Origin of the sequence: Labrenzia sp. THAF82, from assembly GCF_009363435.1 — a bacterium.
Taxonomy (GTDB): Bacteria; Pseudomonadota; Alphaproteobacteria; order Rhizobiales; family Stappiaceae; genus Roseibium; species Roseibium porphyridii.
In genome coordinates, this window is record NZ_CP045354.1 from 2,113,207 (window position 1) to 2,135,995 (window position 22,789).

A 22,789-nucleotide genomic window follows, 5' to 3' on the forward strand; every position below is an offset into this window, starting at 1 on the left:
ATCTGCAGGCTTCTTCCAGGAAAGTCACACAGGGGATTTGTTCAGGGCAAGGTCTTTTTCGAACCAGAGAAGCCCGATGAGGGCAAGAAGTTTCAAAACGCAAGGAACACCGGCATAGGTGACACTGAGGAGGAAACCGAGTTCAGGTGTCATGGTGCCGCCCGGCTGGTATCCCGCCAGTCCAAGAAGAGGCAGCGCCAGGCCGGTCGCGACCGCAAGTGCGCCCTTTGACTGAAACGCCATGACCGAGAACAGTCTGGAGGCATCGGCCTGCCGGTTGTCTTCGTCGATATGATCAGCCAGGATTGCTGGTGGTAGAGCAAGATCGGCACCGAGAGCCAATCCTGACAATGCGCATACGAGGGCGTAAGCTGTGATGTCACCCGGCTGCAAAAGAGCTGCCCAGCAGAAAGTCAGGATTGCCGCCCCGAGTGAACACTGCCAGGCGCGCATTTTTCCAAGACGGGCTGCGAACCATGTCCAGATCGGCATGGACAGCGCACCAGCAAGGAAATAAATCAGCAAAAACAAACCTGTAAAGGACTCTGCTTCCAGACGGTCCCGAATGAAAAATAGCACCAGAACAGCTGGAATAGCGCTGGCGAATGTGTTCAGGAAGACCATGCCAAAAAACAGCGCCCGCCAACGATCGCCGATCAATTTCAGCCATCCGGTTCCACGGACATTTGGCGGCGGCTCGTTGACGGGCGTTTGCCGCATCCAGCGCAAAAGGAGCCAAAGGGCGATTGCCAGGAATGGCAGATAGACCAGCGACAGCCAGTGAAAGGCGGCCTCCTTGCCGCTGAGACCTGCCAAAAGCGGCGGAGCAACCGACGCGGCCAGCAAACCGAGCAGCCCGACAGCTTCCCGGCTGGCAGTTACTCTGGTGCGGTCCCGGCTATGGGTTCGCCACAGGCCGCCAAGCGTCTGGAAATTGATCGACACAACAGAAAAACCGGTAGTGCACAGCAAGACTGAAACGGCAAACCACAGCAAGGGGATCTGTTCCATAGGATGAAACAGCATCCAGAAACCGGCACCCAGCAGTACCGCACCTGCACCAAGGATCACTCCGCGGCGATGATGGAACCTGTCGCTGAGGCTGCCGATCAAGGGGTCCTGAATCGCATCGAACAAACGAAGACCGAGTAGAACAGCACCAAGCGCGGCGATAGGCTGTCCAAGCGTTACCGCGTAAAAGTCTGGAGCATGCAGGTAGATTGGCAACCCGGCGAAGGCCAGGGGAAAGGCCATCGCGCTATAGATAGCCAGTCCTGAGATTGTTACAGGTGCAGTTCCGGCCTGAAAAGAAGACCCTTGAGTGCCTTGCGCGCCTTCAGCTTGAAGATCTGTTCCAGGCGAAGCTGCGGTATCCATGGATGCGTGCTGTGAGTGATCAGTGTCTGCCGTCACGAACCGCCGCCGACAAGCTTGGCGCGCAATTGCGGATTGCGTGTGCTGTTACCGAGCCAAATCGAGAAGAACTTGTTTGTGAAGGCCGCGTCGTTGATCGAGCCCAGTTTGCGGTTGCCAAGGTAAAAGATGGTACTTCCTTTTGCCGTGCGTACCCCAATGATTGATTGACCGGAGGAAACATTCGGGAAGATCGATTGCATCTGCTTGGTCCAGCTGTCCAATTGCTGCTTTGACACGCCGCCCTGACGTTTGATTTCCTTAACAGAGCTTGACGTGATGTCTTTGCCTTTGAAATTCCGAAGGTAGGTGAGTTTCAGAGCGAAGGGAGTTGACGGTCGGTAACTGCCGCCTGGGGCGTAAAGTTCCGCATCGAAGACCTTGAACCCCAGATAAGTCATTCGTCCCTTGCCCACCAGCTCGGCAGATGGGACAGATCTGGCAGCAGCCCCGAGGTCGGCCCGCGCGGTATCCGGCATAACAAGAGCAAAGGCGAGCAGCAGGCCGAACAGAGCCGTTGCCGGCCAGCGAGATACTTTTGTGGTGAGACGCCGGGTCATGTTCTTTCCTCCAGACGGCAGTTCTGCCTTGAGTGACTGGACTGCCTACGAGTGAGAACGGTTGCTAGATTTGCAAAAATGAACTGCCGACTTCACGCGTTCGTGAATTTTGCGCTCAAGAGCCCGTTGAACTGTTCCGCATTTAGCGAATCTGGAACAATTATTTGCCTCTCATGTTTTCTTCGATTTCGCGATGCACTATACTGTCTTCCAGAGACAGGCTGCTTCCTTTTGGTAACCTGCGGCAGATGCTGCGGTTATCAGCAAGGAAATATTAGCAAGTCGACGATACGCCGATATGAATATTTTGGCGGTACTTCCAAAGAGACAGTCAAAACAATGCGTCCGGAGAATACGGCGGCAGCTTAGGCCAGTGCGATGAGTGAGATTGACCTAAAACCGAAACAAAAGACCAAGGTTCAGCGGCCAAAGCTTTATAAGGTCGTGCTGGTGAATGACGATTACACCCCGCGTGAATTTGTGGTGCTGATTTTGAAGGCCGAATTTCGGCTGGATATGGCGCAGGCTGAGGTGGTGATGATGACGGCCCATCAAAAAGGGGCCTGTGTTGTTTCGGTCTATCCGAAAGATGTAGCGGAGACGAAGGCGACGCGTGCGATTGATGCAGCAGGGCAACTTGGTTATCCGCTGCAGTTCACGGTCGAACCCGAATAGTTTTAGTTTTCTCAGTCTCTGGTGTCTCACGACGCAATACGCGATTTCCACGGAACCGACTGGAATGCGAGTAAGGTCATCGGAGACAGGTCTGGTCGTCAGTTGTCCGACGCCGGCGGATCAAGCATGTCCTCAAAGAACCAGGCTGTGAGTTCGTTTCGACTGGAAACACCCGCCTTCCGGTAAACAGACGAGGCCTGTTGGCGAACGGTCTTTTCTCGCGTCTGACGAAGTCCTGCTATTTCTCGGAAGGACAATCCCTTCAACATGCCGATGACAACATCCTGTTCGCTGCCGGTCAGGTTCCAGGCGTCAAACTGTTTCTGCATCACGGCGCGGTATTGCCCTGCAAGTTCAGGGGATCTTGAATCAAGCCGGGCAAGTTGACCGCGCGCCTTTTGGAGTTGTCCACCAAGATCCTTCAAAGCGTTTTGCTGTGCGCGGCGATCAATAACAAATCCCGCCAGCACCAATGCGCTCACGGCCAGCCTTGCAATGTCGTCAGCCATTGAGTGCAAGGTTTCTCCACTCATGAATTCTGAGACAATTTCAATAATGCTGGTGCCAAAAACAATGAGCACGAAGACAGCAAACAGTGTTTGCCAGTGGCGAAATGGCCCTGACGGGTCGATCATGTATCGTTCCTTTTCGTTTCCCGAATAGCCATGCACCAGTCGGTCGAAGCGTTAAATTGACCATATGCCGGATGTTTCAGACTGAAAATCGGGCATTTGTCCGATGGATCTTGGTCCGCTTGTCAATCAGAGATCTGAACAGCTGCTTCCGCATTTGCAATCATCTGCAATGTCGACTTGGCGGCAATCAACGAAGTCTCATGTGATCTGAGGACAAGCATGCCATTTTCTCTGTCTCGGCGACATTTTATTGCCGGAAGCGTTTCCGCATTCAGCGTCGGTTTTACTTGCCCTGCCTGGTCAAACATGCAGCCGACGCGATTGCCGATACCTGAACTTGTCGACGGCACCAACGGCGACCCTGTCGATCTGCAAATTCGCACTGGCAAGCGCGCTTTTTTGCCGGGGTTGGAAACCTCAACGCTCGGGATCAGCCAGGACTATCTGGGTCCGACACTTCGAACGCGCCGGAACAGTGAACTCAATTTGAGTTACACCAATTCCTTGAGCGAAGGCGTCGCCATTCATGGCCACGGATTGCATGTGCCTGGAATTGTCGATGGAGGGCCGCAGCTTGAAATCGCGCCGGGAGATCAGTGGCAGCCTAGGCTGTCGATCCTGCAGCCGGCCGCGACCTGCTGGTACCACTCTCATACGCACGGTAAGTCCGGTGAGCAGGTTTATCGTGGCCTGGCTGGCATGATTATCATCGATGATGAGGAGAGCGATGCAATCGATTTGCCCTCTCGCTATGGCGTCGATGATTTGCCCGTCATTATCCAGGACCGAACGTTCGATGCGCAGGGTCAGTTCGTATATTCCCTGAACGAGGCCGGGGAAGATGGGTGGTTCGGAGAAACCGTGCTGATCAACGGGGCCATAGCACCATTGGTTGCTGCCGTGCCCGCCGGTAAGGTGAGGCTTCGGGTGTTGAATGGAGCCAATGCCCGGTTCTACGTCCTTGCATTTGCGGACAACCGAACCTTTTTCAAGATCGGCAGCGACGGTGGTTTGTTGGCGGAACCGGTCCCCATGACAACAATGGAAATGTCGCCGGGCGAGCGCTGCGAGGTTGTCGTTGATCTATCAGACGGGGCTTCAGCTGAATTGCTTGTCTTTTTCGAAGATGAGATTGACGCCGAAGAAGAAGGGCTGATCAGCGGCTTGCAAAACATTTTCAGTGAAACCAATGCGCCTTCAACAAATTGGTCTTTGAAGCTGAATGTCGATCAGGCTCTTGTCGCTCACAAGGCTCCGTTACCCGACGTCCTTGCATCAATTGTCCGGCCCGAAGAGGCCGAGATAGCGAATGTCCGCGACTTTGTCCTCGATATGGAGGATGGCGGTGATCATGGAGCGCATGCAGGTCACGCTGCAATGGATATGACCATCAATGGCGCAGCGATGGATATGTCCGTCATCAATGAGCGGGTCAAACGAGGTGTCTGGGAACGGTGGCGGGTCCGTTCCAATCAGGGCGCCCACCCGTTTCATGTCCATGGATGTTCGTTCCTGATCGAGCAGATGGAAGGCTCTGTCACGCCTCCAGATCAGCAAGGTTGGAAGGATACGGTGGTGCTTGATGATGACGACTGGTCCGAGTTTGTCGTGCGGTTTGATCATCCGGCAACGGAGCAGCACCCGTACATGTATCACTGCCACATTCTGGAACATGAAGACCGCGGCATGATGGGCCAATTCACGGTCACCTGATCAAACGGCCAAGATATATGCGGCACGTTACGTTCCGTGTGTCCCTTTCAGTTTGAAATTCATTCGGCGAATGTTGTGAGCAGCGCGACACTTTTGAAAACGCCGGTCGAACCGCCGTTGTTTGATCCGGCGCTGGTAATTGCTGCCAACAACGGCACACCGATCGCCGTGCTGTTCCCAAAGGGTCGTTGGAGTTGATGTTGTATGCTGAAACTTTCTAGAAAACGGGACGTTTCTAACTCCTCGAATGCGCTTCTTTTTTGCCGAGAGTGGTTGAATGCCCCTTTGTTGGTCGGCGCGGTCGCACCTTCCAGTCTGGCCCTTGGTGCTGCAATAACCAAAGGAATTGACGTTACATCTGCACCCGTTATTGAGCTTGGGCCAGGGACGGGTGTGTTTACTTCAGCATTGCTTGCTTCCGGAATTCCGCAAGATCGCTTGGCACTGGTGGAAACAAGCGAAAAATTCAGCAGCATTTTGGCCGCCCGGTATCCCGGAGTAGCCATCATCAGATCGGATGCGGATCGACTTCGGCACATCACGCCATTCGGAGGCAACGGAGCAGGAGCGATCGTATGCGGGCTGCCGCTCATGTCCATGACGCGCGCCAAAGTCATGCGAATTGTCAGCAACGGATTTTCAGCGTTGCGGCCGGGCGGGGTCTTTCGTCTCTTTTCCTATATGCCCGTGTGTCCCGTATCGGGCAATACACTTGACCGTCTTGGCCTTGCCGCAAACAAGGAGGCGTTCGTCCCGGCAAATGTGCCGCCTGCTTGCGTTTATACGTTGCAGCGCAAAGACGAGCTCCTCTGAGGATGGGGGCGAAAAAGCTTTGAGCCAAACAGGGAGTTGTTGAGACTGGTCACTGGCACGAAAACTGCTGTTCCAAGCAAATAGACAAGCCTAGGAACAGGATCCGTCCCACTATGAAACGCGATGCGAAAACGGTTGCACCGGAACAGAACACTTCCTATCGCAAAATTGTCGTCACGGGTGGGTTGGGCTTTGTCGGGGCCCGGGTGGTGTCTCAATTGGCATCAATGAATAATGTCGAAGAACTCGTGGTCTTTGACCGTGTGACCTATGCGGCGGATTTCCGGCGGCTCGGTTATCCCTTTTCGGGAAAAAATCTTCCAATTCTGCGCGGCGATATCCGCTCGACTTCGGACGTTTACAAGGCACTGGAGGGTAGTGACGCAGTCATTCACCTTGCTGCTGAAACGCATGTGCCTCGATCGATTGCAAATCCCGAACTCTTTTTCGACGTCAATCTAGTTGGAACAGAGACATTGTTGAATGCGGCCTGCGATCTTGGGGTCAAAAAATTCATCCATGTCAGCACACATCAGGTCTATGGCTCGGGCAGGGATCTGGTCAGGGAAACCGCGCCACTTAGACCCGAAACACCCTACGCAACGTCGAAGGCAATGGCTGAGGAAGCGGTTATGCTGGCAGCGCAAGCCGGGCTAACAGCAACAATCCTGCGGCCGGTCACGACGGTTGGGGCAGGTCAGCATGCGGAAAAGAGAATTCCGCGCCTGGTGATAGAAGCCCTCAAACGGCAGCGGCTCTCACTTGAATCAGATGGCCGGACTGAACGTTCCTACCTGCCTGTCAGTGATCTGTCGGATGCCATCTGTCAGGCTCTTGCTTGGCCATCTGCACAAAACCTTTCGGTCTATAATCTTGGCGGCGAAGAGCGTCTGTCCGACCTGCGGGTGGCAAAGAAAATATTTGACCTTGTGGGCACCCAAACAGGTTTGCGATTTGCGAAGGAACGGGGACACGGTGAAACGGCCGGTCGTTTGAATGACAAAGCCATCCGGGCGCTGGGATATCGGCAAAACGGCAGTTTTGATGATGAACTCAAGGCTCTTTGCGGCGCTTATCTTTCACGGGCAGACCGGCTGTTGCAGGCAAGCTGATTTCCCACTCGCCATCTCCTGCGAGCGCAAACGAAAGCGGCCTTGAACACTTCAAGACCGCTTTGATTTTCATATAGTCGCTCTGATACTTTCGATGATCTAGTCGCGGAGCTTGACGATCTTGTCGTTGCCACCGCCCGGTGTGTCATCATCGGGGTCGGTCAGGTCGCCAGCGGCGTCACTCGCATTGTCCAGATCCATTGGCTTCAGATCGTCTGAGGCCGGTTCGGTGATGCCGAGTTCTGCTGCCGGATCAAAGCCCTCTGTGATGCCGAGTTCTTCCGCCGGTCCTTTGCCCTCCATCGCCATCTGGTAGTTGGCGATCACGGATTTAAGCTGAACAATCTGTTCGTTGGCCGTATCCACCTGGATCTTGTAGCGCTGCAGGCGTTTGTTCTCTTCGACGAGATCTTCCAGATTGTCGGCGAATTTCTGGTTCTGATTCCGCTGGTGGTTCAGGTCCGTCAGCGCGGAATTGTAGCGCAGATTGAGTTCGCGCAGCTTCGCGGTGGTTGCCATCAGCTCGTTGCGGTCTTTTTCGTGGTTCTTCTGCGCACTGTCGAGCAGGTGTTCGATTTCCTGCATGCGCTTGAGAAGGTCACGGCTGCGGTCCTTCAGTTGGGTGTTCTCGCGTGCCATTTCCTGCAAGGACTGGGCGCCGATCCGTCGCTGAGACGACAGGTTCTCAATTTCAGCATTGAGGGCATAAACCTCGTTGTCGTGTTTGCGCTGTTCTTCCTCAAGCCGCGACTTGGCATAGACCAGTTCCTGATTTGCGACGTCGAGATGAGATTTCAGGTCGATGTTGTCGTTGCGGAACTCAACAAGCTCACGCTTGGCCGATTCCAGTTCGCTTGAGGCCTGGTTGTTCTTGCGGATCTCGTCTTCCAGCAGCTTTGCGCTTTCAGACAGGTTCTGCTGCAGTTCCTTTTCGCGCAGTTTGAACGCTTCAAGATCGTTTCCAAGGCTTTCTGCGTGCTTTTCAAGCGTGTCGTGCTTGGCTTGAAGATCGTTAAGCTGACCCGACAGGTCTGCGACTTGCGCATTGGCGTCCACCAGCTTTGCGCTTTGCTGGCGATGGTCTTCATTGACCTTCTTGTTGTTGTCGCGAATGGACACAATATCATTGCGCGCGGTTTCCAGGGCCGTGCGGGTTTCTGTTGCGCGCTTCCGGAGAGAATGCACTTCCGCCTGGGCGTCTTCCAACTGCGTTGTCAGCGTCTTGATCTTGTGCTCGGCGTCCAGGAGATCGGTCGAGATCTTGGCGTTTTCGGACTTCAGTCGAACCTCGGTCTCAACGCTTGCGCGTGAGGCTTCCAGATATTCCGCCATCATACGGATCGAGGTCTGGCTTTCCGCCGCAAAGGCCGCCATCTGATCGAAGGTCTGGTTAAGGCCGCCAACCCGCGACTTCAGACCGTCGAGCTGGTTCATTTTCTCCTGCATCTTGAGCGCAAAAGGTGAAAGCTGCTCAACATTGCCGCCTTGACCTGGAGCCGGTGTTGCCTCTTCTACCTGCTGGCTTGCTGTTGATGTCTCGACCCGCTGCTCCTGGTCACTCCCAGGGCGCGTGGTTTTCGAGAAAATGCCCATTCCTGTCTCCTGACTTCCGCGCCGGCGCCGCACCGGCGAGATACGCAAACTTTAACTCTTTATTAACTCATTTGTCGTGGGCGTTTCAACGACTCACGAGCGCTGAACGCCACAATACCTTGCAAAGTGTTACCCCTAAAAGACAGATATCCCCGGCATTTTAACGGAGTTTACGTTTTGGTTAACAAATGGGTTGCTGCCGGCAGCGTCGAACCTGTCATGTTTACCAGTCATGGATCAGGGCGGGTCGACTGCTTTCGAAGGCAATTTTGTTGACGCGTCGCTTGTTGCATGGCGTCTTTTGGCGACCGTTTTTGGGGGAGTTAGACTGATGACCCGATTGCTGAACCGAGTTTTCCTTGCTGTTGCTATTTCCTGTGCAGGGGCGTTGCCGGGGGTGCCCGCTGCCGCATATCAGCAGCTCCTGACATACCGGATCGCCGGACAGGACATTCTGGCGATCACGGCAGGCGACCATGTCGACGAAGACCCCTGGGCACTTGCGTTGACTGTCGTTCCTTCCGGAGGCATGGGCAATGAGATCATCATCGAGTCCGATGGCGGCCTCGACGAGTGCAAGCAGCAGCTTGAGTATGTGAAAGGGTCAAAAAGCGACTACATCGAGATTGTCATCGACATGAATGCTTCCACCATGAACGGTGTTCTGGTGATCCAATGTGCAACCTTTCAAGGTCTCTTCACGTCGGGACAATGAGACCGCAGCCCATTGCAGCCTCCAGAATGGTTCCCAATAGCTGACGCTCAGGTTGCCTCCTAGCCACCCATTTCGTCGATCGTCCAGCTAAGCGGCCAGCCTTCCGGGGGGCCCGTGACGCCGTCGCAATTGGATTTTTCCTGATATTCCATCAGCGTGAAGTTGCCCGACTCGGCTTCCATCTCATGGCGCTCGAACGCGCCGCAATCATAGTTTGGCGAATAATATGTGGTGCCTGTCACCTGGCCGCTATCCGGGTCAAAGAACAGGTTGTTGACGAGCGCATGATTGGGCTGGTTGAAGTCCGGCGGTGTCTCGAATTCCTTAAGCTCGTCAAGAGACGGGTTAAAGGGAATGTGGACCATCATGTAGAAGGGCACATTGGCATCGGCCATGGTGCAGGGGACAACCCAGGTTTCGACATCGCCCTCGGCGTAGTATTGCGCACCGAAGGCCGGCACGGTTTCTTCAAGCGCGCAGTCTAGTACCCTATAACCGGTCATCTGGACCGAATCCGGCACTTCACTCAGGCTATACACCTGACCGACAGGTCCGCTCAGGCCCGCAGTTTGATCCTGCGATGGCATCACCGGAGGCGGCAGGTCGTTGGCAGGGGCAGCAGACGCTGCGTCCGATGACGAGGCCGTGTCTGTTGCCGCGGCAGCATTGTCGCGGGCAACAGGCTGGCTCGCGGTCGAAGGCGCCGCTGCGATACCGGTGGCTTTGTCCGACGACAGGCCACCCCGGGCAACTATGGCGTCCAGACGGCCGATACGGCCCTGAACCTCATCCATTTTCAGGAGGGAATGAGTGATGCCATTCATCGACACCCAATAGGTGAGTGTTCCGGTGGATCCGCCGAATTCGATCTGGACGGCAGCATCTTCACCCATTCGCAGTTTCTCGATGAGGTCCCGATCGGATGCGCCGCCAAAGGTCATTTCATTGCCCTTGTAGACTTTGTCGACCTTGCCGAAATAGCCGTAATTGTCTTCTTCAAGGCTTTCGATCTCGATGCGCGCCGGCAGGCCGACCTGCAGCTCCGTCGTCGGATCAAAGGTGACATAGACCTGGCTGGCGGGTTTTGCACCGCGCTCGATCTTCAGGCGGAACGCTTCGCCATTCGAACTCTCGCCGCTGGTAACGGCAATGCAGTAAGTGTTCTCATCGCAGGAAACCGACCACGTGCCGAAGTCGGTTTTGGCCAACTCCGCAGAGGCGCTGCTCACGCCCATGAGCAATACACTCAGAGAAAGAAAAATTCGATACGCCATGTCAGCCCCCTCTGACCCAGATCATGCCTTGAAGATGACGACGTTGCGTGCGTTGTCAATCGATCATTCGGTCTGCCGCGTGTGGGAAAACCACTCGACAACCAATGCGGCTCGCGGTTCTTGGGGTGTGCAACCAATTTTCCGATGTTTCGTGTATCAGGGACTGTATCGTCATTGGGAGCCTTACATTTTTTGCGGCCGGTCCTATGTCTTCGCCGATGGAGCGCGCAAAATGATCCAAACCCCTGCCGGTGAGTTGCCAGACACTTCCCGTCTTTTGCGGGCCGAGCAGCGTGGTCTGAGGCTTGCCATCATTTGCCGGACGCTTGTCGTCGGCGCAGCGTTCCTGTGGGTAGGTTCTTCCTGGGTTGCCTTCGGCTTTTATCCCAATCCGCTGGTCTTCGGTGTGCTGGGTGCATTCACCGCCGTCGGCATCGCGCATGCCGCAGTGATAGGAACGCGCTTCGACCGCTGGTGGATGAAATTCGCGATCTACACGGTCGACATTCTCGGGATATGTGCCGTCTTTGCATTTTTGCCCCTGGTCCAGGGAGAGGCGGTGCCGCAAATCCTCGCCTTCAGGGCCTACGGCATCTACTACCTGTTTCCGCTTGTTGCCATGGCGACACTGTCCTTGTCACCGAGACTGGTTCTCTGGTCCGGCGGTGTTGCGGTGGCCGGTTGGTTCGCAGCTTTTTTTGTCGCGATCTCGGACTTGGAAACCACGCTTTCCTGGTCGGACCTGACCCCCGGGGCTTCCAGGGCAGACTATGAGGCGCTGTTTCTGTCTGCCAATTTCATCGGGCGCGGCAACCGGATCGAAGAGACCGGTTTCCTGATGATTGCAACGCTCATCCTGGCGCTTGCCGTGCTGCGTGCCCGCCGGGTTTTCATGGCTCAGGTCGCTGCCCAGGCAGAGCGCGAGCAGATTGCGGCGACACTCGGTCGTTATGTGCCTGAAGCCATTGCCCGTCGTTTGATCGACGATCCGTCCGCACTTGTCCCGCAAGAACGTCATGCGGCAATCCTTGTCATGGATATTGCGGGCTTTACGGCCTATTCGGCTGGTCGCATGCCGACCGAAGTGATTGAAAACCTGAACGACTTCCTGTCCGGCTGTGCAGAAGAGGTCAGTCGGCACGATGGGGTCGTCATTCAGTTCACCGGTGACGGACTGATGGCCTCCTTCGGTACGCCGATTGACAGCGCGCACCCGGAGCAGGCTGCGGTTGCCGCCAGCAACGCGCTGATCGCTGAAGCGGGCGAGGCCGGTTTTTCAATCCGCATCGGACTGGCAGCTGGTCAAGTTGCTGCTGGCAGCATCGGTTCATCAGATCGGCAGGCCTTTACTGTCTACGGTGACACGGTCAACCGCGCTGCCCGCCTGGAAGCACAGGCCAAGGTTCTCGGGCGGTCTGTCCTCATGGATGCCAACGTTGCCGACCGGCTCTCAAAGGACGACCTTGTTTCACTCGGGCCCCAGCACCTGCGCGGACTTGCCGATCCAATTCCGGTTTTCGCACTGCCTATGCAGATGCCAGATTAAATTCCGCAGCGTCAATATGTGCAACGAACCGGCCAGGGCTGGTATAGTCCGCAAGCGTATGTGCGTTCGGAATTTGAGGAGCCTGTAGGCAACATGCTGGTCCGGCCATACCGATGGGGGAAGCAATTGATGAGAAAAGCCGCCGCAGCACTTGTCGGAACTGTTCTGTTTCTGCTGCCATTTTCGGCTGTGGCAGATGGCAAACTGGCTCTGATCATCGGCAACGCCGCCTATGACAATGTCTTGCCGCTGGACAATCCGCCGCGTGATGCAGATCTTGCATCCAGAACCTTTGCCGCGCTCGGGTTCGAAACCCGACTGGTGCTCAATGCCGATGCCTCGGAGATGCGAACAGCACTTGCCGCGTTCCGGCAGGATGCTGTCGATGTCGATGTAGCGGCCATCTTCTTTGCCGGTCACGGCGTTCAGGCAGACAACGTCAATTATCTGCTCGCGACTGATACCGGCGCTGCCACGCGCGCTGTCTTTGAGGAAACCGCCGTCAGGATGGAAGAGTTTCTAGAAGCGCTAGGGGCATCGTCCGGTGTCAAACTGCTGATCGTGGACGCCTGTCGGGACAATCCCTTTGCCGCAACACGGTCCCTGGAAAAACTCTTCAATCCGGACGCTTCCGGTCTGTCCAGGGTCAATCATCAGCTCTCCGACCTGATGGTGATCTACTCCGCCCAACCCAACCATCTGGCCTATGACGGCGATGGGCAGAACAGCCCGTTCATGGAAGCCTTCTCTTCTGTTCTGACGGCACAGGAAGAAGTAAAGCTGACCGAAGCCTTGATCGACATCACCAATTTTGTGCGCACGCGAACCGGTGACAAGCAGCTGCCCTATACCGAAGGCACGCTGTCGGTTCATCTGCAGTTGACCCTCGAGCGCCCGCTGCAAACGGCGATGCCCGTGGACGAGGGGTCCTGCCCCGCAGACGGAGAGATCCTCTCGCTCGAGGCGCCGGACCGCTACCTGGAATATGACCATGACCTGCAAGCCCTGTTGCTGACTGACCGCGGCAACACGTTTCTGGAAGTCTGTGTTCTGAACGGTGCGCTTCTGGTGTCCGGCGGCTTTGGCCAGACCTACTCCCCGGCAGACCTTCGAAATCCCGACGACGGAGGCGCCGGTTACTATTTCAAGACCGGTGGCGGTCACGACGCGCATTTGTGGTTCTACGCCGACCCGGCAAACCCCGATGCGACTGTCGAGATCGGTCTCTACGTTAACGGCAAGGAACGGTCGTGGATCACGACCGGGTGGGCACTGTAAGAGGTCGGTGGAACCGTTGCGTCCTTAGCCGACCACGTTTAGGAAACGACAGGTTGATTGGATCCCCGGTCAAGTCGGGGATGACGCTGAAGGCAGGGCAAATTTTTGCGTCAGACAATGGGTCTCGCTTACGTCGCGATCCGTGGTTCAATCATTTCCAGAACATTTGGCAGATGCAACGTTTTGCCGAACTATTACCGTTTAGCTGAGGATCAAGTTCTCGCAAGATTTAAAGCGTTTACCGGTTCAGCAACGTGACACCGCTAAGCTATAAGCTCGGTAGCCCCTCAGACATCAGCAGTCATCCCCGACTTGATCGGGGATCCAATCCCCTTATCAGCCAGACCGGTTCCTAACGGTTTAGCTCCTCATAAAGGTCTCGCCAGTCCGGATTGAACTCTTCGATCGCCTGGATTTTCCATTCACGTGGCCAGCGCTTTAGCCGTTTTTCTCGTGTAATGGCCGTGTTCGGGTCATCGAAGACTTCGTAGTAGACCAGCCTTGTCACACCATAGCGTCGAGTGAACTTGCTGCCGATCTTCTGACGATGCTCATGGATCCGTCGCCCAAGGTCATTTGTGATGCCAGTGTAAAGTGTTCCGCGCTGTCGGCTTGCCAGAACATAGACGAAGAAGGCCATGCCGTTATGTGACGTGGATTGGATCCTCGATCAAGTCGGGGATGACGTCTGTGTATGCAATGGTTTGCGCCGGACCAAGTGTCACCCCGAACATGATCCATGGTCCAACTAAATCCCAAACGTTGACCGAGACCTACTGCCCTGGTCGTCCGCTCTTTTTCGGTCGCCCGCGTCTTTTCTTCTCCTCCACCGGGTCTTCGTAAGACCCGGCACCGATCTTGCCGCGTACCACGGGTTTCGGGTCGTCGGAGCCGAGCGGCACTTCGGTGCGGCCAACCGTCATTTCGTCGAGTGTGTTTTTGCGGACTTTGGCGCTCGGGGAGGGCAGAGCGTTCTTTGCTTTTGCAGCTCTTGCCTTGTCGCGGGCCGTTTCCTTTTTCTTGCCGCTGGCACCTTCCTTGGTTCCACCGGCACCGAATTTCTTGTCACCCTTGTAACCGCCGGTCTTGTCGTTGACGTCGGATTGACGGGCCATGGCATCGTCGGCGACGGCCAGCTCGGTTTCCTGTAGCCGCTTGATCTCGTCGCGCAGGCGCGCAGCGGTTTCGAAGTCGAGATCGGCGGCGGCGTCGCGCATCTGTTTTTCCAGATCCTCAATATGGGCCGCCAGATTGTGGCCGACGAGGGAGCCTTCTTCGGCGAAGCCGGCGTCAACCGTGACGTGGTCCTGTTCATAAACGCTGTCGAGAATGTCTGCGATGTTGCGTTTGACGCTCTCAGGCGTGATGCCATGCTCTTCGTTGTAGGCGAGCTGCTTTTCCCGGCGGCGATTGGTTTCGGCGATGGCCCTGTCCATGGAGCCTGTCATGTGATCGGCATAAAGAATGACCTTGCCGTCGACGTTTCGGGCCGCGCGGCCAATGGTCTGGATCAGAGAGGTTTCGGAGCGCAGGAAGCCTTCCTTGTCGGCGTCGAGAATGGCAACCAAGGCACATTCCGGAATGTCGAGGCCTTCGCGCAGGAGATTGATGCCCACCAGAACATCGAACGCGCCAAGGCGCAGGTCGCGCAGGATCTCAATGCGCTCCAGCGTGTCGATGTCAGAATGCATGTAACGCACGCGTACACCGTTCTCGTGCAGATATTCCGTCAGGTCCTCTGCCATGCGCTTGGTCAGCGTCGTCACCAGCGTGCGGTAACCCTTCTGAGCGACCTCGCGTACCTCGCCAAGAAGGTCGTCGACCTGGCTGGTTGCCGGGCGAATCTCCACCGGCGGATCGATCAGGCCGGTTGGGCGGATCACCTGTTCAGCGAAGACACCGCCGGCCTGTTCCATCTCCCAGGACCCGGGCGTTGCGGATACTGCGATGGATTGGGGGCGCATTGCGTCCCATTCCTCGAACCGCAGGGGCCGGTTGTCCATGCAGGAGGGCAGGCGGAAGCCATATTCTGCAAGGGTTGCCTTGCGGCGGAAGTCGCCCCGGTACATGGCGCCGATCTGCGGAATGGTGACGTGGCTTTCGTCGGTGAAGACAATGGCATCGTCCGGCAGATATTCGAACAGGGTGGGAGGCGGCTCACCGGGCTTGCGGCCGGTCAGGTAGCGCGAATAGTTCTCGATGCCCTGGCACGAGCCGGTTGCCTCCAGCATTTCCAGGTCGAACATTGTGCGCTGTTCCAGACGCTGCGCTTCCAGAAGCCTGCCATGGGCATTCAGCTCTTCCAGCCGCTGCTTCAGTTCCGCCTTGATCGACTTTACTGCCTGGTTCAGCGTTGGCTTGGGCGTGACATAGTGCGAATTGGCGTAAATCTTGACGCTTTTCAGTTCGCCCGACTTCTTGCCTGTAAGCGGGTCGAATTCAACGATCGATTCAATCTCGTCTCCGAAGAGAGAAATCCGCCAGGCCCGATCCTCATAGTGGGCCGGGAACAGCTCGATCGTGTCGCCGCGCACACGGAAGGTGCCGCGCTGGAAAGCGGCATCATTGCGCTTGTATTGCAGGGCCACCAGGTCGGCGATCAGCTGACGCTGATCAAGACGTTCGCCGACCTCGATGGCGAAGGTCATGGCCGTATAGGTTTCTACCGAACCGATACCGTAAATGCAGGAGACCGAGGCGACGATGATAACGTCGTCACGTTCCAGCAGGGCGCGCGTTGCAGAGTGGCGCATCCGGTCGATCTGCTCGTTGATTGAGCTTTCCTTCTCGATATACGTATCGGTGCGCGGTACATAGGCTTCGGGCTGGTAATAATCGTAGTAGGAAACGAAATACTCGACGGCATTGTCGGGAAAGAAAGATTTGAACTCGCCGTAAAGCTGAGCGGCAAGCGTCTTGTTCGGTGCCAGGATCAGGGCGGGACGCTGGGTGCGGGAAATCACCTGGGCCATCGTGTAGGTTTTGCCCGAGCCTGTGACGCCAAGCAGAACCTGCGTCTGGTCGCCACCGTCCATGCCGCCGACCAATTCGGCAATCGCCGTCGGCTGGTCGCCTTTGGGCTCATAGTCCGATTTCAGGACAATGGGAACACCGCCTTCGGATTTCGCCGGTCGGTCGGGCCGGTGCGGCACCCATAACTCACCATTCTTGTGCAGCGGGTTGCCGCTCTCGATGAGCGCAGACAGGGCCTCCACGGTTGCGGTGGCACCCTGGTTGCCGGTTAGTTCTCCGAACTTGCTTTCTTTCTTTTTCTTCTTGTTGTCTTTCTGATGTTCCTTGAGCTTCTGCTCAAGCTGTTCAGCCTCTTCCAGCGTCATGTCGAGGCCGGCCACCGGGTTCAGGCCACCGGCCGCACGTTCTCTGACGCTGTCCGCCTTGCCGATGGACGTGCCGCGCGCAGACTTGGTCGGTTTTTCGATCTTGCCCTTGGCCTTGGCCCCTTTGGGCGACAGCTTCGCCTTGCGTCCTTCCGCGACATTGCGTGCGACAGCGCCGTCGCCGCCAGCCCGTTCCCGCTCGCGCGAAGAGGTCCGCGCAGTGCGGCTGATGGTGCCTGGAGCGCCTGGTGCGAGATCCGCGAGGTCAGCAGGGTTCCTGATCTTCGATTTTGCGCTCGGCGCTGGCTTTTCGGCCTCTTCGGCGATTTCCGCAGCCCAGCTTTCGATTGACCCACTGAGCGGTGCACCACTCAAGGGCTTCTGCGGCGCTTCGCCGAAGCCTTCCGGTGTTGTTTTTTCGTCTGGGGCGGATTTCGTGGGGCGCTTGCTCATACCGGCCAATATGGTCCGGTTGCGCGCGCGAGGGAAGAGGGCCGTTGCGGTTTTGTTCCGCAAATTCAAACTTCCTGCCACTCTCCTGACAGAACGGTGTCAGGAGGTTTTCTAAGACCCATCCGAAGCAGCCCAGGATTTTGAAGGCAAGTGCAAGTTCGGGCAGCATTTTCAGCTCCACAACCTTGTTACCACAGGTGGTTGTATTTATCTGCCGCTTCTTATGGTTGCTAACTGTATCTGCCTGTAGTTTACTTTCGTCGCGGATAAGTGCCGTAGGTGCAATCCGGTTTGGGGGAGTTATTGAGCATTTCCGGCGAAGTGAAACCACTGCTTCTGGCAAGGCAGTCCTTGTACTGGCTTTGGACAACACTTTTTCTTTTTCTCACTGGGTGTGCAGGAATACCTGTCGAGACTCTGACAACTTATGCAGACGCTTTCGCGCAGGCGAGAGATGCAGGCGACCTGCTGCTGGACGAGATTTCGCCTATTGTCTCGGCCAAAACGTCAACGGCAGGCAATGCCCGATGCGGAACATCCCGTCTCGGATATCCCTTGTGTTTCGATCCGGACACGGCCCGCAGTCAGGACAATGCCCGTATCAACGAGGATCCCTCGATCATCGCCCGTCGTGATGCCCTGGAAGCGATCACACTTTATAACAGCATGCTGGTGGATATCGCCGAGGGCAAACGCTCGGAGGAATTCGGCAACCGGATCGACGAGCTTGTGCGGCTGGCAAATTCGGTTGCGGCGATCGGTGTGGTGCCAAGCGGCGGCATGTCGGCGCTGATCCCGCCTTCTGCCGCGTACGCAAAGGATCTTGCCAACCGGCTTGGACAGGCACGCGCGAATGCAACCGTCCGGCAATCTATCCTCAGAAGCAAGGATGACATTCAGGAGCTGATCCAGGCACTCGCGGACGACACGACACCCATCTACAACATATTCCGCAAGGCTCGAGAGATTGATCTCTTCAATATACGGGCAGACCGCCGGATCGCGGAACTGTCCGGCGATACCAAGGCTGTCGCTGCAGCCAACAAGCGCTTCAGTGCCATTTCGCTCAGCATAAAACGCTTTCACGAAAGCCTGACAGCTTACGTGAACCTGCTTGACCAGACTTCGGAGGCACTGGATGTCCTGGTCGCGGCTGCTGAAACACCACAGGTAACCGTCGCCAACCTCACCGAGGTTGCGGTTGAGGCCGAGGAGATCCGGCGACGGTCAAATGCATTCTGGGTGTCCATCCGAAAAGTTCGTCTCGCTGCCGCCGGCAGCCAATAGGGCGCTGGTCTCAAGGAGGGTGTTGTGGATTCGTCTGAAGAAGTACTTGCTCAGCTCAACGACGATCTGTCTTTGGTCAATCTGTTCGATCTGCTCGACAAGGCCCAAACGATTGAAGAAGTGAACGCGATCCGCACCTTCGGCAACGAGCTGCTAGAGCGCCGCCTTTTGGAAAGCGTGGAAGGCTTTCGTGCCGGTACCCGACGCTTTTTGAACGTTACCGAGAAAATGCTGGAGGCCATGGCGGATCTGGACCGAACGTTTGTTGCAATTTCTCCGGTTCGCAATCCCATTCAAGCGCCCGCATTGTCATCGATTATCGGACGTCTGGGCGAAGCGCTTCGCCTTTTTCATGATGATGAAGGTATGCGCAAGACACACAATTCCGACCAGGAAGTGGAGGATCTGAACAACGACGAGGACATGATCGCGCCAGTCCTTGATCCTGTGAAGATACCCGATGATATCGTCAATACCGGTATCCTGACCGGACCCAAGACCTCGACAAGCCGCAAATATGAGGAAATTGCGGACGAATACATCCGGTTCTTTGTATCCTCCGGTTTCAAGAATGACCGTGAAGCGCTGGTCAAGAAATATGCTCTGAAGGCAGTGGCGGAGAAAGCGCGCTATGAAGCTGTCGGTACCCCGCTCGGGATCCCCTGGTGGTTCGTCGCAGCGATCCACCTGCTTGAATCGTCCTATAATTTTTCAACGCATCTTCATAACGGCGACCCGCTGTCGAACCGCACTTTTCGCGTGCCGTCAGGGCGTCCTGCCGCCTGGCTGCCTCCGAACTCCTGGGAGGAGAGCGCCCGGGACGCGCTCACTCACCAGAAGCTTGCGGGTCTCTCCGACTGGTCTTTGCCCAGAGCACTTTGGCGATGGGAACGGTATAACGGCTGGGGCTATCGCAAGAAGAGGCTGCCGTCGCCTTATCTTTGGAGCTTTTCATCCATCTACACGAAGGGAAAATATGTCGGAGACGGCGTCTTCAACAAATCGGCAGTTTCCAAACAATGCGGTTGCGCGACCTTCCTGAAATTTCTTCATGACCATGGGCATGTGGACCTGAAGCTGGATGTAGTCAGCGAGAACGAACAGGGACAACCGGATTCAGATGCAAATGCGGATGCGGTCGTCGACGACAACAAGCCAAACATCGATGGTGTCGTGCCCCCAGCGCATGCTTTTCAGGCATTCTTTGAAGAACGCCTGCCAGATATTCGCCATTTCAAGTGGCATGAATTTCTGATCAAGGGCGGCTCCCACGGCACCAACGGCCTCAACACCGATCCACCCCGTGAACTCTGGGAAAATGTTCTGCCTCTTGCCAGGGCTCTGGATGAGTTTCGTGAACAGGTTGGTGTCCCGGTGGTTCTGACCAGCGTCTACCGGAGCCCGAAATACAATGCCAGCATTGGCGGGGCGACGCGCAGCCAGCACATGGCCTTCACTGCTGCAGACTTTAAGGTTGTCGGGGGCGGTGCCGGTGTTACCGGCGACTGGGCCAGCCGCATGAAAACACTTCGCTCAAGTGGTCTGTTTGAAGGCGGGGTCGGAATATACCGAAGCTTTGTGCATATCGATGTGCGTGGAACACGCGCCAATTGGGACCAACGCTGATTCAGTCTCCCGATGAGTGTCGCATCGAGCGTAAACTTTCTTGAGAATTTGTAATGGAGCTGGATCTGGTCAAAGCTCTTTCTGTGCGTATTCTGAAGACCTCTGTGTGGCCTGGAACAAATGGATCAGGCAGTCAAACGAGTGTTTCAGGACAGACCCGGCGAGAGCGATTGAACGAGATGACGAAAAGCGAGACCAAGCAGATTTCCCGTAGAACCGTTCTGGAGCTGTCGCTTGCCGGAGCTGCCGGCCTGACGGCCGGAACAGGATTTGCCTTCGGTGCCACAGAAGCGGCTGTTTCGCTTGAAACGGAGTTTCGGTCACATTTCGGCCAGTTGGGCTACAAAACGACGGAGCCACTCGGGCTGCTGACAGGCGATAGCTTCAATGGCGGTCTGCGATATGACGAGACTTTGGAAGTTCCTGTTTCCGGCAACAGCCTGTTTGTCCAGCCAGCCTCGAGATTGGAAGACATTGCGCGTCGCAATGAAACCGGTGTTCTTGCCCTTTTTACAATCTGCGGCATCCGCCAATCGGCCCCTTTAGAGCAAGGCAGTCTATTTGCCGCCTTGTTGTCTTTCCTGGTTGAAAACGCCAAGCTTGATCCTGCCCGGATGGTGTTTGTTTCGACAGATGTTTTTGCTCCCTTCGCGGAAACAAACGACTTGGTCCGGGCCGGTCGAACCTTCCTGAGGCCAACGGACGAGGCTCGCGCCGAAGGTGACGGGTCCGGCTACTTTGCCCCAAAGGGGCATCCAGCGAGCCCCGGATACCCGACGGTGAGTATCCATTATCCATTGAGTGCGGGCATGGAAGATGGACTTGCCTATCCTCCGGTAGGGCACCTTGAGATTGCGGAAATCGGGATCACACCGTCCGGGCAGTCGAAATCGGCAGCTGAAGTTGGCGGCATCGGTCTGGAACGGATGGCTTTTGCTGCAACCGGTGTCATGCCCAGTTTTGAGGACAGCCGGCAGGACCTGCTCGACCGCCTGAAAGCCGAAGCCGAACGCGACGGCAAACCATTGCCTGCCGGGTATGAGATTTTTGCCGAGCAGTAGGACCGAACGTTAGAAACCTGAAAAATTCATCACTCTCCGCGCGGATACCTTTGGGATTCTTCCACGTCGTTGAGGTCCATATGGTTGCGCATGTAGCGCTCCGAAGCTTTTTGGAGTGGCTGGTAGTCCCAGGGGAAATAGGCGCCGTTCCGCAGAGCTTCATAGACGATCCAGCGCCTGGCCTGGGATTGTCGTATCTCCGCATCAAAGGCAGCCATGTTCCAGCCCGTTCTAATGGATTGAGCGAAACGGGCACTGATATCCGCATGGTCCGGATCTGCTGCAAGATTGTTGAGTTCGTGCGGATCGTTCGACAGGTTGAAAAGCTGCGGCGGATCGAGTTCGCAATGGATGTATTTCCACTCGCCTTCACGAATGCCGACAAGCGGCGCATAGGAGGCTTCTGCAGCGTATTCCATCAACACCGGTGACGTACGTTCTGTGCCACTTGCCAGTGGCACCAGGCTCTCGCCGTCGGTCCACGGCATGATCTCGTCCATGTCGATGCCGCCGAGGTCACAGACAGTGGGCAGCACATCCAACGTGCTTACAGGTGTTTTGATATGTGCAGCGGCCAGGTCCTTGTCGGCGATCATCAGTGGAACGCGTGAAGACCCCTCAAAGAAGGACATCTTGAACCAGAGCCCTCGTTCGCCAAGCATGTCGCCATGGTCGGACACGAAGAGAATAGTCGTGTCTTCGGTTAGATCCATCGCTTCCAGTGCATGCAGGATTTCGCCGATCTTGTCGTCCAAATAGGAAATATTTGCAAAATAGGCGCGCCGCGATCTGCGGATATTGTCCTCGGTGATGGTGAAACTGCGCCAGTCATTGGCATCGAAGATACGTTTGGAATGCGGGTCGTGATCCTCGTAGTCCATCGCCGGAACCGGGGGCAGAAGATGCTCGCAGTCTTCGTAGAGATCCCAGTATTTCTTGCGGGCGACATAAGGATCGTGCGGGTGTGTGAAGCTCGCCGTCAGACAAAAGGGCCGGTCATATTTTCCACGGCCATAGTCGTAGATCTTGCGAACGGCCTGAAACGCGACATCATCGTCATATTCCATCTGGTTCGAGATTTCAGCTACGCCTGCACCGGTGACCGAACCCATATTGTGGTACCACCAGTCGATGCGTTCTCCAGGCTTGCGGTAGTCCGGTGTCCAACCGAAGTCCGCCGGATAAATATCTGTGGTCAAGCGTTCTTCAAAACCATGCATCTGGTCTGGTCCGACGAAGTGCATCTTGCCCGATAGACAGGTTGTGTATCCGGCCCGGCGCAGATGATGGGCGTAAGTCGGGATGTCGGACGCGAATTCGGCCGCATTGTCATAGACCCTTGTTCGGCGCGGCAACTGACCGGACATGAAACTTGCGCGACCCGGAGCACATAGTGGTGAGGCCGTGTAGGCGTTTTCAAACCTGACGGATTTTTCTGCCAGCTTTTTAAGATTTGGAGCATGAAGGAAATCGGCAGGCCCGTCGGGGAACAGCGTTCCATTCAGCTGATCAACCATCAGGATGAGAATGTTTTTGCCGCTCATGCCCGTTTCCTCTTCATTCGCCGCTGCCCGGGAGTGTGTCGCTCGAATTGATGATGCGCTTTTTTTGATTGGTCGATCAATTAAAATCGACATGAAACTCAACGGGGCCGACACTGCACTAAAGGGCGCAAAGGCAATGGTTCAAAAAACTGC

General features: G+C 56.0%; 19 protein-coding genes. 11 read left to right on the forward strand and 8 right to left on the reverse strand.

What is annotated here, in order from left to right:
• Positions 1 to 24: 24 nt before the first annotated feature.
• Positions 25 to 1,413: an MFS transporter gene (locus FIV00_RS09880; protein WP_209006883.1), complete on the reverse strand. Its 1,389-nt coding sequence runs from the start codon at positions 1,411 to 1,413 to the stop codon at positions 25 to 27.
• Positions 1,410 to 1,973, reverse strand: coding sequence for a chalcone isomerase family protein (locus FIV00_RS09885; protein WP_152500588.1), 564 nt, complete (start codon positions 1,971 to 1,973; stop codon positions 1,410 to 1,412). The genes FIV00_RS09880 and FIV00_RS09885 overlap by 4 nt, the downstream gene beginning before the upstream one ends.
• A gap of 378 nt (positions 1,974 to 2,351) precedes the next feature.
• Between FIV00_RS09885 and clpS the strand changes: the two genes are divergently transcribed.
• Positions 2,352 to 2,648, forward strand: a complete 297-nt coding sequence (clpS, locus tag FIV00_RS09890) for an ATP-dependent Clp protease adapter ClpS (protein WP_152500589.1) — start codon at positions 2,352 to 2,354, stop codon at positions 2,646 to 2,648.
• Between the two features lie 98 nt (positions 2,649 to 2,746).
• On the opposite strand, the gene FIV00_RS09895 is transcribed toward clpS, so the two are convergent.
• Positions 2,747 to 3,283: a LuxR C-terminal-related transcriptional regulator gene (locus FIV00_RS09895; protein ID WP_152500590.1), complete on the reverse strand. Its 537-nt coding sequence runs from the start codon at positions 3,281 to 3,283 to the stop codon at positions 2,747 to 2,749.
• A gap of 219 nt (positions 3,284 to 3,502) precedes the next feature.
• Here FIV00_RS09895 and FIV00_RS09900 point away from each other — a divergent pair, with 219 nt between their 5' ends.
• From FIV00_RS09900 to FIV00_RS09910, 4 genes are all read left to right on the forward strand, one after another.
• On the forward strand, positions 3,503 to 4,996 hold the full coding sequence (locus tag FIV00_RS09900) for a multicopper oxidase domain-containing protein (RefSeq protein WP_152500591.1): 1,494 nt from the start codon (positions 3,503 to 3,505) through the stop codon (positions 4,994 to 4,996).
• A 75-nt stretch (positions 4,997 to 5,071) separates the two neighbouring features.
• Complete coding sequence (locus tag FIV00_RS30425; protein WP_256366679.1) at positions 5,072 to 5,194, forward strand: hypothetical protein; 123 nt, start codon at positions 5,072 to 5,074, stop codon at positions 5,192 to 5,194.
• Between the two features lie 6 nt (positions 5,195 to 5,200).
• On the forward strand, positions 5,201 to 5,809 hold the full coding sequence (locus FIV00_RS09905; RefSeq protein ID WP_152500592.1) for a class I SAM-dependent methyltransferase: 609 nt from the start codon (positions 5,201 to 5,203) through the stop codon (positions 5,807 to 5,809).
• 113 nt (positions 5,810 to 5,922) lie between these two features.
• Positions 5,923 to 6,921: an NAD-dependent epimerase/dehydratase family protein gene (locus FIV00_RS09910; RefSeq protein WP_152500593.1), complete on the forward strand. Its 999-nt coding sequence runs from the start codon at positions 5,923 to 5,925 to the stop codon at positions 6,919 to 6,921.
• Between the two features lie 99 nt (positions 6,922 to 7,020).
• On the opposite strand, the gene FIV00_RS09915 is transcribed toward FIV00_RS09910, so the two are convergent.
• Entirely contained in the window at positions 7,021 to 8,514 is a 1,494-nt protein-coding gene (locus FIV00_RS09915; RefSeq protein WP_152500594.1) for a hypothetical protein, read from the reverse strand.
• A gap of 331 nt (positions 8,515 to 8,845) precedes the next feature.
• Between FIV00_RS09915 and FIV00_RS09920 the strand changes: the two genes are divergently transcribed.
• Positions 8,846 to 9,229 carry a hypothetical protein gene (locus FIV00_RS09920; protein WP_152500595.1) on the forward strand — a complete coding sequence of 128 codons (384 nt, stop codon included), beginning with the start codon at positions 8,846 to 8,848 and terminating at the stop codon, positions 9,227 to 9,229.
• Positions 9,230 to 9,288: 59 nt separating this feature from the next.
• On the opposite strand, the gene FIV00_RS09925 is transcribed toward FIV00_RS09920, so the two are convergent.
• Entirely contained in the window at positions 9,289 to 10,503 is a 1,215-nt protein-coding gene (locus FIV00_RS09925; RefSeq protein WP_152500596.1) for a DUF1176 domain-containing protein, read from the reverse strand.
• 232 nt (positions 10,504 to 10,735) lie between these two features.
• Between FIV00_RS09925 and FIV00_RS09930 the strand changes: the two genes are divergently transcribed.
• Both FIV00_RS09930 and FIV00_RS09935 read left to right on the forward strand, forming a co-directional pair.
• Positions 10,736 to 12,049, forward strand: coding sequence for an adenylate/guanylate cyclase domain-containing protein (locus tag FIV00_RS09930; RefSeq protein ID WP_173005932.1), 1,314 nt, complete (start codon positions 10,736 to 10,738; stop codon positions 12,047 to 12,049).
• 129 nt (positions 12,050 to 12,178) lie between these two features.
• The gene (locus tag FIV00_RS09935) at positions 12,179 to 13,327 is read left to right on the forward strand and encodes a caspase family protein (protein ID WP_173005933.1); all 1,149 of its coding nucleotides are present in this window, start codon (positions 12,179 to 12,181) and stop codon (positions 13,325 to 13,327) included.
• Positions 13,328 to 13,679: 352 nt separating this feature from the next.
• Here the strand turns inward: FIV00_RS09935 and FIV00_RS09940 are convergent, their stop codons facing one another.
• Both FIV00_RS09940 and uvrB read right to left on the reverse strand, forming a co-directional pair.
• Complete coding sequence (locus FIV00_RS09940) at positions 13,680 to 13,967, reverse strand: GIY-YIG nuclease family protein (RefSeq protein ID WP_152500599.1); 288 nt, start codon at positions 13,965 to 13,967, stop codon at positions 13,680 to 13,682.
• Positions 13,968 to 14,100: 133 nt separating this feature from the next.
• Positions 14,101 to 17,118 (reverse strand): excinuclease ABC subunit UvrB, encoded by a 3,018-nt coding sequence (gene uvrB / locus FIV00_RS09945; RefSeq protein WP_152500600.1) that lies wholly within the window; start codon positions 17,116 to 17,118, stop codon positions 14,101 to 14,103.
• Positions 17,119 to 17,421: 303 nt separating this feature from the next.
• Between uvrB and FIV00_RS09950 the strand changes: the two genes are divergently transcribed.
• The 3 genes from FIV00_RS09950 to FIV00_RS09960 are packed head-to-tail and all read left to right on the forward strand — an operon-like array spanning position 17,422 to position 21,092.
• Positions 17,422 to 18,405 (forward strand): hypothetical protein, encoded by a 984-nt coding sequence (locus FIV00_RS09950; RefSeq protein ID WP_152500601.1) that lies wholly within the window; start codon positions 17,422 to 17,424, stop codon positions 18,403 to 18,405.
• Between the two features lie 24 nt (positions 18,406 to 18,429).
• Complete coding sequence (locus FIV00_RS09955; protein ID WP_152500602.1) at positions 18,430 to 20,031, forward strand: D-Ala-D-Ala carboxypeptidase family metallohydrolase; 1,602 nt, start codon at positions 18,430 to 18,432, stop codon at positions 20,029 to 20,031.
• A gap of 53 nt (positions 20,032 to 20,084) precedes the next feature.
• Positions 20,085 to 21,092: a hypothetical protein gene (locus tag FIV00_RS09960; protein ID WP_152500603.1), complete on the forward strand. Its 1,008-nt coding sequence runs from the start codon at positions 20,085 to 20,087 to the stop codon at positions 21,090 to 21,092.
• A 29-nt stretch (positions 21,093 to 21,121) separates the two neighbouring features.
• Here the strand turns inward: FIV00_RS09960 and betC are convergent, their stop codons facing one another.
• Positions 21,122 to 22,636, reverse strand: a complete 1,515-nt coding sequence (gene betC / locus FIV00_RS09965; RefSeq protein WP_152500604.1) for a choline-sulfatase — start codon at positions 22,634 to 22,636, stop codon at positions 21,122 to 21,124.
• Positions 22,637 to 22,789 lie beyond the last annotated feature (153 nt).

Bases quoted from the DNA above. Each gene is read 5' to 3' on its own strand.
- uvrB (WP_152500600.1), bottom strand. From the start codon at position 17,118: ATGAGCAAGCGCCCCACGAAATCCGCCCCAGACGAAAAAACAACACCG.
- FIV00_RS09920 (WP_152500595.1), top strand. From the start codon at position 8,846: ATGACCCGATTGCTGAACCGAGTTTTCCTTGCTGTTGCTATTTCCTGT.
- FIV00_RS09900 (WP_152500591.1), top strand. From the start codon at position 3,503: ATGCCATTTTCTCTGTCTCGGCGACATTTTATTGCCGGAAGCGTTTCC.
- FIV00_RS09895 (WP_152500590.1), bottom strand. From the start codon at position 3,283: ATGATCGACCCGTCAGGGCCATTTCGCCACTGGCAAACACTGTTTGCT.
- FIV00_RS09910 (WP_152500593.1), top strand. From the start codon at position 5,923: ATGAAACGCGATGCGAAAACGGTTGCACCGGAACAGAACACTTCCTAT.
- FIV00_RS09940 (WP_152500599.1), bottom strand. From the start codon at position 13,967: ATGGCCTTCTTCGTCTATGTTCTGGCAAGCCGACAGCGCGGAACACTT.
- FIV00_RS09930 (WP_173005932.1), top strand. From the start codon at position 10,736: ATGATCCAAACCCCTGCCGGTGAGTTGCCAGACACTTCCCGTCTTTTG.
- FIV00_RS09885 (WP_152500588.1), bottom strand. From the start codon at position 1,973: ATGACCCGGCGTCTCACCACAAAAGTATCTCGCTGGCCGGCAACGGCT.
- FIV00_RS09925 (WP_152500596.1), bottom strand. From the start codon at position 10,503: ATGGCGTATCGAATTTTTCTTTCTCTGAGTGTATTGCTCATGGGCGTG.
- FIV00_RS09960 (WP_152500603.1), top strand. From the start codon at position 20,085: ATGGAGCTGGATCTGGTCAAAGCTCTTTCTGTGCGTATTCTGAAGACC.
- FIV00_RS09935 (WP_173005933.1), top strand. From the start codon at position 12,179: ATGAGAAAAGCCGCCGCAGCACTTGTCGGAACTGTTCTGTTTCTGCTG.
- betC (WP_152500604.1), bottom strand. From the start codon at position 22,636: ATGAGCGGCAAAAACATTCTCATCCTGATGGTTGATCAGCTGAATGGA.
- clpS (WP_152500589.1), top strand. From the start codon at position 2,352: ATGAGTGAGATTGACCTAAAACCGAAACAAAAGACCAAGGTTCAGCGG.
- FIV00_RS09905 (WP_152500592.1), top strand. From the start codon at position 5,201: ATGCTGAAACTTTCTAGAAAACGGGACGTTTCTAACTCCTCGAATGCG.
- FIV00_RS09915 (WP_152500594.1), bottom strand. From the start codon at position 8,514: ATGGGCATTTTCTCGAAAACCACGCGCCCTGGGAGTGACCAGGAGCAG.